Here is a 12,196-nt window from a genome sequence, read left to right on the forward strand (position 1 = left end):
CAGATGACCGACCCAGTGACCCTGGCCGGCGAGGGCACCATCGGCGAATTCGACGAGAAGCGCGCCGAGGCGGCCGTACGCGAGCTCCTCATCGCCGTCGGTGAGGACCCGGACCGTGAGGGCCTCCTGGAGACGCCGGCCCGGGTGGCGCGCGCCTACAAGGAGATATTCGCCGGCCTGTACCAGCGGCCGGAGGAGGTCCTGACGACGACCTTCGACCTCGGTCACGACGAGATGGTGCTCGTCAAGGACATCGAGGTGCAGAGCGTCTGCGAGCACCACCTGGTGAGCTTCCACGGCGTGGCGCACGTGGGCTACATCCCGTCCACGGACGGCAAGATCACCGGCCTGTCGAAGCTGGCGCGCCTCGTCGACGTCTACGCCCGTCGGCCGCAGGTGCAGGAACGACTCACCACGCAGATCGCGGACTCCCTCATGGAGATCCTGGAGCCGCGCGGCGTGATCGTGGTCGTCGAGTGCGAGCACATGTGCATGACCATGCGCGGGGTCCGCAAGCCCGGCGCCAAGACCATCACCTCGGCCGTCCGCGGCCAGCTGCGCGACGTGGCGACCCGCAACGAGGCGATGAGCCTGATCATGGCCCGTTGACGCCGCTCGGCTGAAACCCTCGGCGCCCCTGCCCACGGGGCGGGGGCGGGGGCGGGGGCGGTCAGGCCCGGGCCGGGGCCTTGCCGGGGTCGTCGTCCTCCGGGAGCTTGCAGACGTGCTCCAGGAACAGGGCCGCCGCGACGACCGCAGCGCCCGCCAGGACCGAGAAACCGGCGTACCAGGCCTGGGCGCGGCGGGCCGGGACCTCCAGGGCCTCCAGGACCAGGAAGAGCCCCACACCGCCGTACATGCCCGCCACGAGGGCCGCGACCAGGGCGCTGGCCTGCGCGAAGACCACCGCGCGGGCCGCCATCAGGGGCTCGACCCCCTTGGCGCCGGGGCGGCGCTCGCGCTGCGCCTTCAGCCGGGCGCGCAGGGACAGGGCCGTGGCCAGCAGCACGGCCGCGATGGCGGCCAGCACGATGGGCGCCGCCAGCGGAACGCCCGGCAGGGTGCCGTACCCGTTCCACAGCCGGGCGCCCGCCCAGGACAGGACCCCGGCCACCACGAAGATGCCCGCCAGGACGCCCAGCCGAAGTTGCTTCACGTGCCCGCTCCCCGTTCCTCTACCCGATGGCGCAGCTCACAGGCTAACGACTACTCCGGGAGCCGGAGTTCCAGGTCCGGGCGCGGCGTGACGCCGGTGAGGCCGATTTCGGCCAGCAGCGCCGCGACGGCGCCGTGGCCGGGCAGCTGCGCCTCGGGGTCGACGTCGTGCCACGGGGCCAGGACGAAGGCCCGCTGGTGGGCGCGCGGGTGCGGCAGGGTCAGGACCGGGTCGTCGGAGACCCGGTCGGCGTACGCGACGATGTCGACGTCGATGGTCCGGGGCCCCCAGCGCTCCTCGCGGACGCGGTCGAAGGCCTCCTCGACGGCGTGCCCGCGCTCCAGCAGCGAGGACGGCGGCAGCGTGGTCTTCACGAGGACGACCGCGTTGAAGTACGAGGGCTGCGAGCCCGGCTCGACGCCCCACGGCTCGGTCTCGTAGACCGGCGAGACGGCCTTGACCCGCAGGCCGGGGGTGTCCTCCAGGGCGTCGACGGCACCCTGGAGGGTCTCCAGGCGGTTGCCGAGGTTCGAGCCGAGGGCGACGACGGCGAGTTTGGGGTTGGACAGCGTCGTGTCGGCGGCGTCGACGGCCTCGACGACGGACGCGGGGACGGGCTGCACGGTGGGGTCGCTCTGGGTCTGGTTCATACGCGGCTCCGGGTGATCGTGATGGTCACGTCGTCGAAGGGGACGGTGATCGGCGCGTCCGGCTTGTGGACGACGACCTCCACCTGGGCCACCGCCTCGTGCTTGAGACAGCTCTGGGCGATCCGTTCGGCGAGCGTCTCGATCAGGTCGACCGGCTCGCCCTGGACGACGTCCACGACCTCCTCCGCGACCACGCCGTAGTGGACGGTCTTGGCCAGGTCGTCGTCGGCCGCCGCGGAGCGGGTGTCGAGGTGCAGCACCAGGTCCACGATGAAGGTCTGGCCCTCCTCGCGCTCCCGGGGGAAGACGCCATGGTGCCCGCGGGCCTTGAGGCCGCGCAGCGCGACACGATCCACGCGAATCACTCCTGCTTTCGTAGGTGCTTCCGGCGCAGGGGCTCCCCGGCGCCATGGGCCTGCGCCGAGTGCGGTCGGCGTCGTCCACCTTCGAATTTACCTGCGACCGACCGGCTGCCCCGCCGACGGGGTCACGACGAGTCCTCCTCCTCGTCCTCGTCGGACTCCGTCAGGACCGGAGAACCGTGGTGGGACCAGAGCCGCCAGCCCTCGGATGTGCGTCGGAACACATTTGTGGCGACCACCAGCTGGCCGACGAGCGGACCGAGGTCCTGGCCGTCCTCGGCGGGCCCGCCGCTGAGGATGTTCTCGGTGCACGTGACCACCGCCGTGTCCCCGATCACCGCGACCTTCGTGTCGGTGAGGAAGAACTGGATGTACTCGGTGTGGGACATGATCAGCGCGTACGAGCGCAGGACCTCGCCGCGTCCGCTGAGCACCGGCCAGCCCGGGTGCACGCAGGAGACCTCGTCGTCGAGCCAGAGCGCCGACAGCGCGTCGAAGTCCCCCTGTTCCATGGCCTCGTAGAAGGCCGTGTTGATCTCTTCGACCGCCTCGATGTCGGTTCTGCTCACGCTGCTCCTCCCGGCGGCCCCCCGGCCGTCGTCACAGGGCTCCTTCCACGGCGCGCGCGACCCGAACCGCGTCGGCCGTGGCCCGTACCTCGTGGACGCGCACCGCCCAGGCGCCCTCGTGGGCGGCGATGGCGGACACGGCCGCGGTGGCCGCGTCGCGTTCGCGGGCCGGCGGCGGGGCGGCGCCGTCGGGGCCGGCCAGCACCCGGCCCAGGAACCGCTTGCGGGAGGCGGCGACCAGCAGCGGGTGGCCCAGCGCCCGTAGCTCGCGCAGGTGGGCGACGAGCGCGAGGTCGTGCTCGGCGTTCTTGGCGAAGCCCAGGCCCGGGTCGACCACGAGCCGTTCGGGCGCGATACCGCCGGCCACGACCGTCTCGATCCGGGCCCGCAGCTCCGCCGTGACCTCGGCGACCACGTCCTCGTACACGGCGAGGCTGTTCATGCCGGCGCTGAAGCCGCGCCAGTGCATGACCACGAAGGGCACCTCGGCGGCGGCCACGGCGGGGATCATCCGCGGGTCGGCCAGGCCGCCGCTGACGTCGTTGACCAGCACTGCGCCCGCGGCGACGGCCTGCTCGGCGACGGCGGCGCGCATGGTGTCCACGGAGACGGTGACGCCCTCGGAGGCCAGGCCCCGTACGACGGGCACGACCCGGCGCAGCTCCTCGTCCTCGTCCACGCGGCTGGCGCCGGGACGGGTGGACTCGCCGCCGACGTCCACCAGGTCGGCGCCCTGCTCGACGAGGTCCAGGCCCCGCTTGACGGCGGCGGTGGTGTCGAACCAGCGGCCGCCGTCGGAGAACGAGTCGGGCGTGACGTTGACGACGCCCATGACCGCGCAGCGGTCCCATTCCGGCAGGCCTGTGACTCGACCCCTGGCGGCGGGTCCGCGCATCGTGTTCATGGCTTCCAGGGTAGAGCTGGTGTACGTACGCCACGGCCCCGGCCGCTGTGAGCGACCGGGGCCGTGGGCACCGTACGGGGCGGGGAGGCGGTTACGCCGCCTGGACCTCGCGCTCGGCCTGGGCCGGCACGGGGGCCACGCCGTGGTTGTGCGCGCAGGCGCGGACCGGCTTGGGCCGGCGGCGGGAGGCGAACAGGCGCGGCAGGGCCAGCGTCACGAACCCTTCCGCCTGCATCGCCGCGAAACCGATGCGGGGCAGGTCACGGGTGGTGCGGAAGACGACGAATCGGGGCTCCCAGCGGGGGCGGAACTTCGCGTTGAACTTGTACAGCGACTCGATCTGGAACCAGCGCGAGAGAAAGACCAGCAGACTGCGCCAGGCGCGCAGGACCGGGCCGGCGCCGATCTTCTCGCCGCGGGCGAGCGCGGAGCGGAACATCGCGAAGTTCAGGGAGACCTTCTCGATGCCCAGCGCCGGGGCGGCCTCCAGGGAGGCGACGATCAGCAGCTCGTTCATGCCGGGGTCGGCGCCGCGGTCGCGGCGCATCAGCTCCAGCGACATGCCGTCCTTGCCCCACGGCACGAAGTGCTGGATGGCCTTGAGGTCGCCGAACGGGCTGGTGTCGCCCTCCTCGACGCGGTGCGCGGTCGCGATGATGCAGTCCCCGTCGCCCGGGTCGCCGACCCGGCCCAGCGCCATGGAGAAGCCGCGCTCGGTGTCGGTGCCGCGCCAGGCGTCGGAGGCGCCGCGGACGGCGGCCAGCTCCTCGTCGGTCAGCTCGCTGACCCGGCGGACCTTGGTGGTGTAGCCGTTGCGCTCGATGCGCTTGACCATCTGGCGGACGTTGCGCATGGCGCGCCCGGAGAGGGAGAAGTCCTTGACGTCGACGATGGCCTCGTCGCCGAGCTCCAGGGCGTCCAGGCCGGTCTCGCGGGTCCACACCTCGCCGCCGGTCTCGCTGCAGCCCATGACGGCGGGGGTCCAGGAGTGGGCCTTGGCCTCCGCCATGAAGCGCTCGATGGCGCCGGGCCAGGCCTCGACGTCGCCGATGGGGTCGCCGGAGGCGAGCATCACGCCGGAGACGACGCGGTAGGTGACGGCGGCCTTGCCGCTGGGGGAGAAGACGACGGCCTTGTCGCGGCGGAGCGCGAAGTGGCCGAGCGAGTCGCGGGCGCCGTGCTTGGCCAGCAGCTCGCGCAGCTTCGTCTCGTCGTCCTCGGTGAGCCGGGCCGCCGGGTGCTCGGGGCGGAAGGCGAGGTAGATCGTGGTGAGCGCGGTGAGCATGCCGAGGGAGCCGAGCGAGTAGCCGACGATCCAGTCGGCGCGGCCGCCGGAGTAGGCGACGGGGCCCTCGATGCCGAAGAGGCCGTAGATCACGTGGGCGATCTGCTCGTACAGGCCGGGGTTGCCCACGACCTTGTTCGGGTGGGCGTTGACGATGATCAGGCCCAGCCCGATGGAGCCGGCACCCATCAGGACGAAGTTCGCCAGCGCCTTCCAGCGGCTGCGCGGGTCGGGCAGCGCCTTGAATTCACCCTGATGACGCAGCAGCACCGCCAGGAGTACGGCCGCGATCACCACGCCGATGTAGGAGTGGCGGTAGGCGAACTGCGCCACGGCGCCGACCGGCAGCAGGAAGACGGCGGCCCGCCAGGCGCGGCGCTTGCGGCGCTTGAGCCCGTGGGCGAGCAGGAGCAGCAGGACGCCCGCGCAGATGGTCACGGCGGCTGCCATGGGCCGGGTCGAGCCCGGGATCACCTCGGCGGCGGCGTGGATCCGGCTGTACCGGAACCGCGGGAAGATGCCCGCCGCGAGGTCGAGGAGGCCGACGATCGTGACGGCCGTACCGATCAGACTGGGGACGCGCTCAGGTCGTGGGCCACTGAGGATTCGGCGGACCCGGCTTGGAACCTGTCCCGACTTATCGCCATCTATCCTGCTAGACATCGCTTCCCGTTGCTCCGCGAGAGATCATGTGGCCGAAGGCCGCACCAGCCTCCGGAGTGTGCGTCCAGTAGGACGACATCGGGGGACAGCGGGTTCACTCTTCGCCCGGAAAAAAATCGGCCTGCCACGAGAAAGTCGGCTAACTGCTCATGGGTCTCACCAGTAATACGGTCTTGGCGCTGGCCATCGTGGCCGGAGTGCTGCTCTTCGCGGCCACGGTCTGGCTCTGGCCGCGGTTGTCGGGCCGCACGTGGCGCGCGGTCCTCGGCCGGGTCGGCCTCCTGATCGCCACCCAGCTGGCGCTGTTCTCGGCGATCGGCCTGGGGGCGAACAAGTCCTTCCTCTTCTACGGTTCCTGGGCCGACCTCTTCGGCCAGCAGACCGAGATGGGCAAGGTCGTCGACCACTCCATGAGCAGCAAGGACATCAAGGTCGTCGACAAGCAGCACCTCGACGTGCCGGGCGGGACCAAGCCGCAGGTCGCCGGTCAGATCCTCAAAGTGGCCATCACCGGGCAGAAGTCGAAGATAACCAGCCCCGGCTACGTGTGGCTGCCGCCGGAGTACTTCCAGCCGCAGTACAAGGACAAGAACTTTCCGGCGTCGATCGTCCTGACGGGTTACCCGGGTACGGCCGAAAACCTGATCAAAGGGCTGAATTACCCCATGACGGCCTTCAAGCAGGCCAAGCAGGGCAAGATGAAGCCGATGATCCTGGTCATGATGCGCCCGACCGTCGCGCCGCCGCGCGACACCGAGTGCGTCGACATACCCCAGGGCCCGCAGACCGAGACCTTCTTCGCCACCGACCTCCCGCAGGCGATCACCTCCACCTTCCGGGTCGGCAAGAAGCCCGAGAACATGGGCTTCATCGGCAACTCCACCGGCGGCTACTGCGCCCTGAAGATCGCCCTGCACCACCCCCAGACCTTCGGCGCCGCCGCGGGTCTTTCGGCGTACTACGAGGCCCCGGACGACCCGACCACCGGCAACCTCTTCCACGGTGACGACAATCTCAAGAAGCGCGCCGACATCCTGGCCAGCCTGGAGAAGCGCACGCCGACCGGTACGTCGTTCCTGGTCACCACCAGCGAGATCGGCGAGCCGAACCTCGCCGACACCCGCAAGTTCATCAAGGGGGTCAAGGGCCCGGACCGGGTCTCCTCGATCGTCCTCGACAGCGGCGGCCACAACTTCAACACCTGGCGCCGCGAGATCCCGCCGATGCTGACGTGGATGAGCGGCCGCATCCACGCGTGAGCCGTGGGCCGGGCACAGCCCGGGCATGAACGACGCGAGGACCCCCGACCGGCACCGGTCGGGGGTCCTCGCGCACGAGCCCGGTCAGGCGGCGTCCTGGAGGTGGGCCCGGCGCAGCGCCCGGTGCACCGCCTCCGGGGTGAGGACGCCGGCCGGTGCGCCGGTGGCGGGATCCGTGACCGCGATCCGGCCGGAGTCCTCCTGGAGCAGTACGGCGAGCGCCTCGCGCAGCGAGGCGCCCAGCGCCACCGACGCGGTGGGCGCGGCCGTACCGGAGCCGTCGCCCCCGGCGGCCGTGTCCGGGCCCGCCGGCTCCAGGTCGGCCCGCTCCACCGGGGTGACCGCGAGCCGCTTCAGGCCGCGGTCGGCCCCGACGAACGAGGCGACGTACTCCGTCGCCGGCGCCCCGAGCACCGCGGCCGGGGACGCGAACTGCTCGATGGTGCCGTGCCCGTAGACGGCGATGCGGTCACCGAGCCGGACCGCCTCCTCCAGATCGTGCGTGACCAGCAGGATCGTCTTGCGCACCGACCGCTGGAGCGCCAGGAACTCGTTCTGCAGCCGCTCGCGCACCACCGGGTCCACCGCGCCGAACGGCTCGTCCATCAGCAGCACCGGCGGGTCGGCCGCGAGCGCGCGGGCCACGCCGACGCGCTGGCGCTGGCCGCCCGACAGCTGCTCCGGATAGCGGCCCCCGTACACGGCGGGGTCCAGGCCGACCAGGTCGAGCAGTTCGGCCGCCCGGGCCCGGGCGGCCGCCTTGGGGGTGCCGATCAGCTGCGGGACGGTCGCGGTGTTCTCCAGCACCGTCTTGTGCGGGAACAGCCCGACCTGCTGGATGACGTACCCGATGCGGCGGCGCAGCTCGACGGGGTCGGCGGCCGCGATGTCCTCGCCGCCCAGCAGGATCCTGCCGGAGGTCGGCTCGATCAGCCGGTTGACCATCTTCATCGTGGTCGTCTTGCCGCATCCGGACGGGCCCACGAGGGTGACCAGCTCGCCCTCCGCCACCTCGAAGGACAGGTCCTCGACGGCGGTCGTTCCATCGGCGTAGCGCTTGGTCACATGCTCGAATCGGATCACCCCACCATCTTTCCCTATGCGGCGTGGGTGAAGTGTGACGTAAGTGTTACCCCTGTGCGAAGGGATCCGACCCCGGGCGGCCGTGCGGGTTAGGGTCGCTTCCGTACGAACGTCTGCACGGATGTTCGGGACTCCGGCCGGCGCCGGGATCCGGTGACTCGGGGTGAGGAGCGGCATGGCCGGGCGCGAGAGCTGCCTGGTGGCGAACGACTGGATCTGCTGGGAGTACGTCACCTCGCGGAGCCAGGAGCTGACGGACGCCACCCTCCAGCACGTCTGGATCACCGCGGTGTCGGTCCTGACCGGGATCGCCGTCTCCGTGCCCCTGGCCCTCCTCGCGCGGCGCGGCCGCCGCTGGGCCGCCCCGGTGCTGGGCCTGACCACCCTGCTCTACACCATCCCCTCGCTGGCCATGTTCTCGCTGCTGCTGCCCGTCTTCGGGCTCTCGGCGGCCCTGGTGGTCACCGGGCTGGTGCTGTACTCGCTGACCATCCTGGTGCGCAACGTGATGGCCGGGCTGGAGGCCGTACCGGAGGACGTGCGCGAGGCCGCGCGCGGCATGGGGTACGGGCCCGGGCGGCTGCTGTGGCAGGTCGAACTGCCGCTCGCGCTGCCCGCGCTGCTCGCCGGCGTCCGGATCGCCACGGTCTCCACGGTCGCGCTGACCACGGTCGGCGCCATCGTCGGCAAGGGCGGCCTGGGCAACCTGATCGCCCCCGCCGTCACCAGCTCGTTCAAGGCGCAGGTGCTCACCGCGTCCGTCCTGTGCGTCCTGCTCGCCCTGGTGGCGGACCTGCTGCTGCTCGGCGTGCAGCGGCTGCTCACGCCCTGGACGCGGGCCGCGGCGAAGGGGATGTGAGGGCCGTGGACACCGGAGTGCTGGGCGGTACCTGGGACTGGCTGAGCGACGGGGCCAACTGGTCCGGCGAGAGCGGGGTCTGGCACCGGCTCGCGGAACACGCGTACGTCAGCGGGCTGGCCCTGGCCATCGCCTGCGCCGTGGCCCTGCCGGTCGGCCTGTGGCTCGGCCACCTGGGCCGGGGCGGCGCGCTCGCCGTCAACATCTCGAACGTGGGACGGGCCGTCCCCGTCTTCGCGGTCCTGGCGCTGTTCATGGTCTCGCCGCTGCGCAACGCCGGCTACGTGCCGACCGTGGTCGCCCTCGTGCTGTTCGCGGTCCCGCCCCTGCTGACCAACGCCTACGTCGGCCTGCGCGAGGTCGACCGCTCGGTGGTCGAGGCGGCGCGGGGCATGGGGATGTCGGGCGGGCAGCTGTTCTGGCGGGTGGAACTGCCCCTGGCGTGGCCGCTGGTGATGACGGGCCTGCGCTCGGCCTCCGTCCAGGTGATCGCGACGGCCACGATCGCCGCGATGGTCGGCCAGGGCGGGCTGGGCCGGATCATCACGGCCGGCTTCAACACGTACAACACCCCGCAGGTCGTGGCGGGTGCCCTGCTGGTGGCCCTGCTGGCGCTGCTGGTCGAGGGCGCGCTGGTGGCGGCGGACCGGCTGCTGTCACCGGCACGGGCGACGGGCGCGGCCGGTCCGGCCGGCCCGGACAACGTTGGGAAACGGAGCAGAACATGAGCAAGAGCACGCGCGTCCTCGGCGCGTCCCTGGGTGCGCTGGCCCTGACCGTGTCGCTGGCCGCGTGCGGCGGCGACAGTCTGGAGAAGTCGAAGGACGGCGGCGGTTCCGCGGCCTCCGCCGGCTCCGGCACGGGTTCGGGGTCGGGGTCGGGGGAGAAGGGCAAGCTGGTGATCGGCGCGGCCGGGTTCACCGAGTCCAACGTGCTGGCGGAGCTGTACGCGCAGGTGCTGCGGGCGGAGGGCTACGGCACGTCCGTCACGACGGTCAACAACCGGGAGCTGTACGAGCCGGCCCTGGAGAAGGGCGAGATCGACGTCGTACCGGAGTACGCCGCCACGCTCGCCGAGTTCCTCAACGCCAAGGTGAACGGCCCGAAGGCGCCGGAGGAGAAGCCGGTCGCGTCCAGCGATGTGACGGCGACCGTGGCGGGGCTGGAGAAGCTCGCCGCCCCGCTCGGGCTCAAGGCGCTGGCGGCCGGCGGCGCGGTGGATCAGAACGCGTTCGCCGTGAGCAAGGAATTCGCCCAGAAGAACAACCTGAAGACCCTTTCCGATCTTGGTAAGTCGGGACTGAAGGTGAAGATCGCGGCGGGCGACGAATGCACCGTCCGCCCCTTCTGCGCACCGGGTTTGAAGAAGGCGTACGGAATCGACGTTTCCGGTGTCGATCCGAAGGGCGTCGGTACGCCGCAGGCCAAGCAGGCGGTCAAGGACGGCGTCGACCAGCTGGTGCTGACCACGACCACGGACGCCACGCTCGACAGCTTCGGGCTGGTGCTGCTGGAGGACGACAAGAAGCTCCAGAACGCGGACAACGTGCTGCCGGTGGTCAACGCCAAGGACGCGGGCAGCCCGGAGATCGCGGCCGCGCTGGACAAGCTCACCAAGGTGCTCACGACGGCCGACCTGGTGGATCTGAACCGGAAGGTGGACGCGGAGCGGGCGAAGCCGGCGGACGTGGCGAAGGCGTACCTGGAGTCGAAGGGCCTGCTGAAGAAGTAGGGCGAGCAGGAGGGCGGGCACGGGAGAACGCCGGGGAACTCAAAGGATTCCGGGTTCATACCGGATTGAGGCGTAACCGCCCGGCAACAGATTGCCGGGCGGTTACCCCATCGGGTGCCTACGCCCTGTAAATTTCGGGCCATGCCCCGTGGACGCCACCGCAATCCCGAACCGCTGCACCGGCTGCTCACCCCGACGCTCGTCGCCGGTGTGTCCATATCCAGCGCCGGGGTCGCCTGGTTGCTGGCAGAACCGATTCCGCTGCGGCTGCTCGTGGCGCTGACCGCGGCCACCGGCGTGGCCGGCGCGGCCCTCATGCGGTCCTGGGACCGCTCGGCCGGGCGCCGGGTCGCCGAACTCGCGCGCGAGCGCGTCAAGGACGAGTGGCGCACCGAGGAGCGCATCGCCGAGCTGGAGAGCGACCTGGAGGAGGCCCGGGTCCTGCGCGCCCGGCTGGACGCGAAGCTGCGGGCCAAGCGGGTCGAACTGGCGGGGCTGCGCGGGGAGCACGCGGCACTGCTGCGGCGCTACGCCACCGCCGAAACGGAACGCGCCACGGCGCTGGAGAAGCGCCGCCTGCTGGCCATCGAGGCGTCGGCGGCCACGGCGCCCCCGAAGGAACTCCCGGCGGTGTCGGAGGAGCGTACGTCGAGCGGCGCGCCGACGTCGGTGGGCTACGCCCGCGCGAACGTGGCGCTGGTGGCCCTGGGGCGCCGGGCGGAGGTGCCCGGCCCGTCCGGGGACGGGCCGTCCGGAGGTCAGCCGTCCGGGGACGGGCCGTCCGAGGGGCAGCCGTCCGGGGACCGGCCGTCCGAGGGGCAGCCGTCCGGAGGGCAGGCGCCTGCGGGCCGGCCGTCGGCCGTCCCGGCCCGCCGCCTGGCGGCGGCGGTCGCGCCGTACTCGCCGCCGCGCCACTCGGCGTCGCGCGTCGAGGGCGGCTTCGACTTCTTCGGTACGAAGACCGCGGCGCAGGCGCGCGCGGCGATCGAGGCGGTCCAGAACGAGGACCTGGCGGACGTCGTCGGGGCGGAGGCCCTGGCGGCCCACAAGGCGGAGGCGACCTCGCCGGAGGGCGCCCCGGAGTTCAAGCCCGCCACCCCGGAACAGCGCGCGGTGGGCCAGGTGATCGACCTGACGGCGCACGACGAGACGGAACCGATCCGCGTGGGCAAGCTGCGGACGGCGATCTCGTAGGGGCGTTGATCCCGTAGCGACGGCGGTCCCGCAGGGGGCGCAGGGCTTCGGCGGGGATGGGGGTCCGGGACCGGCGCACCTGGGCGGTCATCTCGGCGTCCTCCAGGGTGTTCACCACCATGACGGCCGACCGTCAGCAGCTCCGCGAATTCCTGGTCTTCCTGGTCGCCGAAGCGGATCGCGGCCACCGCCAGCTCCTGCTTGCCGCCGGGGAAGAAGTGGTACAGCGAGCCGAGGGCGTGCTCAGAACGCAGGCGGGCTCAGAACAGCGGCAGCTGGCCCGGGACGTCCGGGAGGACGAAGCCGTCCAGCGTCGGTGCCGTCGCGCCCAGCACCACGCGGGCACGGGAGCCCGGGCAGGAGATCAGCTCGCCCGTGCCGCGCGGGCGGCCGGGCGGGTCGTGGCGGGCGATCCGGCCCGCGGTGACGGCGCAGTCGCGGCCGCAGGCGGGGCAGGCGCGGCGGGGGGAGTGGGACATG

Annotated in this window: 14 protein-coding genes; 6 read left to right on the top strand and 8 right to left on the bottom strand. The window is 72.0% G+C overall.

Annotated elements, in window-relative coordinates:
• Positions 1 to 3: 3 nt before the first annotated feature.
• Positions 4 to 609: a GTP cyclohydrolase I FolE gene (gene folE, locus ACIPXB_RS07265; protein WP_401445608.1), complete on the top strand. Its 606-nt coding sequence runs from the start codon at positions 4 to 6 to the stop codon at positions 607 to 609.
• Between the two features lie 61 nt (positions 610 to 670).
• Here the strand turns inward: folE and ACIPXB_RS07270 are convergent, their stop codons facing one another.
• The 6 genes from ACIPXB_RS07270 to ACIPXB_RS07295 all read right to left on the bottom strand — a co-directional run bounded on the left by ACIPXB_RS07270 (position 671) and on the right by ACIPXB_RS07295 (position 5,589).
• Positions 671 to 1,156, bottom strand: a complete 486-nt coding sequence (locus ACIPXB_RS07270) for a DUF3180 domain-containing protein (protein ID WP_401445611.1) — start codon at positions 1,154 to 1,156, stop codon at positions 671 to 673.
• Between the two features lie 50 nt (positions 1,157 to 1,206).
• The gene (folK, locus tag ACIPXB_RS07275; RefSeq protein ID WP_401445614.1) at positions 1,207 to 1,806 is read right to left on the bottom strand and encodes a 2-amino-4-hydroxy-6-hydroxymethyldihydropteridine diphosphokinase; all 600 of its coding nucleotides are present in this window, start codon (positions 1,804 to 1,806) and stop codon (positions 1,207 to 1,209) included.
• Complete coding sequence (gene folB, locus ACIPXB_RS07280; RefSeq protein ID WP_401445616.1) at positions 1,803 to 2,162, bottom strand: dihydroneopterin aldolase; 360 nt, start codon at positions 2,160 to 2,162, stop codon at positions 1,803 to 1,805. The genes folK and folB overlap by 4 nt, the downstream gene beginning before the upstream one ends.
• A gap of 131 nt (positions 2,163 to 2,293) precedes the next feature.
• Positions 2,294 to 2,737 (bottom strand): nuclear transport factor 2 family protein, encoded by a 444-nt coding sequence (locus tag ACIPXB_RS07285; protein WP_401445618.1) that lies wholly within the window; start codon positions 2,735 to 2,737, stop codon positions 2,294 to 2,296.
• Between the two features lie 31 nt (positions 2,738 to 2,768).
• A complete protein-coding gene (gene folP, locus ACIPXB_RS07290; protein ID WP_401445619.1) occupies positions 2,769 to 3,641 on the bottom strand; it encodes a dihydropteroate synthase in 873 nt (290 codons plus the stop codon).
• 91 nt (positions 3,642 to 3,732) lie between these two features.
• Complete coding sequence (locus tag ACIPXB_RS07295) at positions 3,733 to 5,589, bottom strand: phosphatidylglycerol lysyltransferase domain-containing protein (RefSeq protein WP_401445621.1); 1,857 nt, start codon at positions 5,587 to 5,589, stop codon at positions 3,733 to 3,735.
• 149 nt (positions 5,590 to 5,738) lie between these two features.
• Between ACIPXB_RS07295 and ACIPXB_RS07300 the strand changes: the two genes are divergently transcribed.
• Positions 5,739 to 6,848: an alpha/beta hydrolase gene (locus ACIPXB_RS07300; RefSeq protein WP_401445623.1), complete on the top strand. Its 1,110-nt coding sequence runs from the start codon at positions 5,739 to 5,741 to the stop codon at positions 6,846 to 6,848.
• 84 nt (positions 6,849 to 6,932) lie between these two features.
• Here ACIPXB_RS07300 and ACIPXB_RS07305 read toward each other — a convergent pair whose 3' ends face one another.
• Positions 6,933 to 7,931, bottom strand: coding sequence for an ABC transporter ATP-binding protein (locus ACIPXB_RS07305; RefSeq protein ID WP_401445625.1), 999 nt, complete (start codon positions 7,929 to 7,931; stop codon positions 6,933 to 6,935).
• A 175-nt stretch (positions 7,932 to 8,106) separates the two neighbouring features.
• On the opposite strand from ACIPXB_RS07305, the gene ACIPXB_RS07310 reads away from it, so the two are divergent.
• From ACIPXB_RS07310 to ACIPXB_RS07325, 4 genes are all read left to right on the top strand, one after another.
• The gene (locus ACIPXB_RS07310) at positions 8,107 to 8,790 is read left to right on the top strand and encodes an ABC transporter permease (RefSeq protein ID WP_401445627.1); all 684 of its coding nucleotides are present in this window, start codon (positions 8,107 to 8,109) and stop codon (positions 8,788 to 8,790) included.
• Positions 8,791 to 8,795: 5 nt separating this feature from the next.
• Positions 8,796 to 9,518, top strand: coding sequence for an ABC transporter permease (locus tag ACIPXB_RS07315; RefSeq protein WP_401445629.1), 723 nt, complete (start codon positions 8,796 to 8,798; stop codon positions 9,516 to 9,518).
• Complete coding sequence (locus tag ACIPXB_RS07320) at positions 9,515 to 10,522, top strand: ABC transporter substrate-binding protein (RefSeq protein WP_401445631.1); 1,008 nt, start codon at positions 9,515 to 9,517, stop codon at positions 10,520 to 10,522. The genes ACIPXB_RS07315 and ACIPXB_RS07320 overlap by 4 nt, the downstream gene beginning before the upstream one ends.
• A 141-nt stretch (positions 10,523 to 10,663) precedes the next feature.
• Positions 10,664 to 11,716, top strand: a complete 1,053-nt coding sequence (locus ACIPXB_RS07325) for a coiled-coil domain-containing protein (RefSeq protein ID WP_401445633.1) — start codon at positions 10,664 to 10,666, stop codon at positions 11,714 to 11,716.
• 260 nt (positions 11,717 to 11,976) lie between these two features.
• On the opposite strand, the gene ACIPXB_RS07330 is transcribed toward ACIPXB_RS07325, so the two are convergent.
• On the bottom strand, positions 11,977 to 12,195 hold the full coding sequence (locus tag ACIPXB_RS07330) for a hypothetical protein (protein ID WP_401445634.1): 219 nt from the start codon (positions 12,193 to 12,195) through the stop codon (positions 11,977 to 11,979).
• Position 12,196 lies beyond the last annotated feature (1 nt).

It is taken from the genome of Streptomyces sp. NPDC090022, assembly GCF_044748145.1.
In the GTDB taxonomy this organism is placed as follows: Bacteria; Actinomycetota; Actinomycetes; order Streptomycetales; family Streptomycetaceae; genus Streptomyces.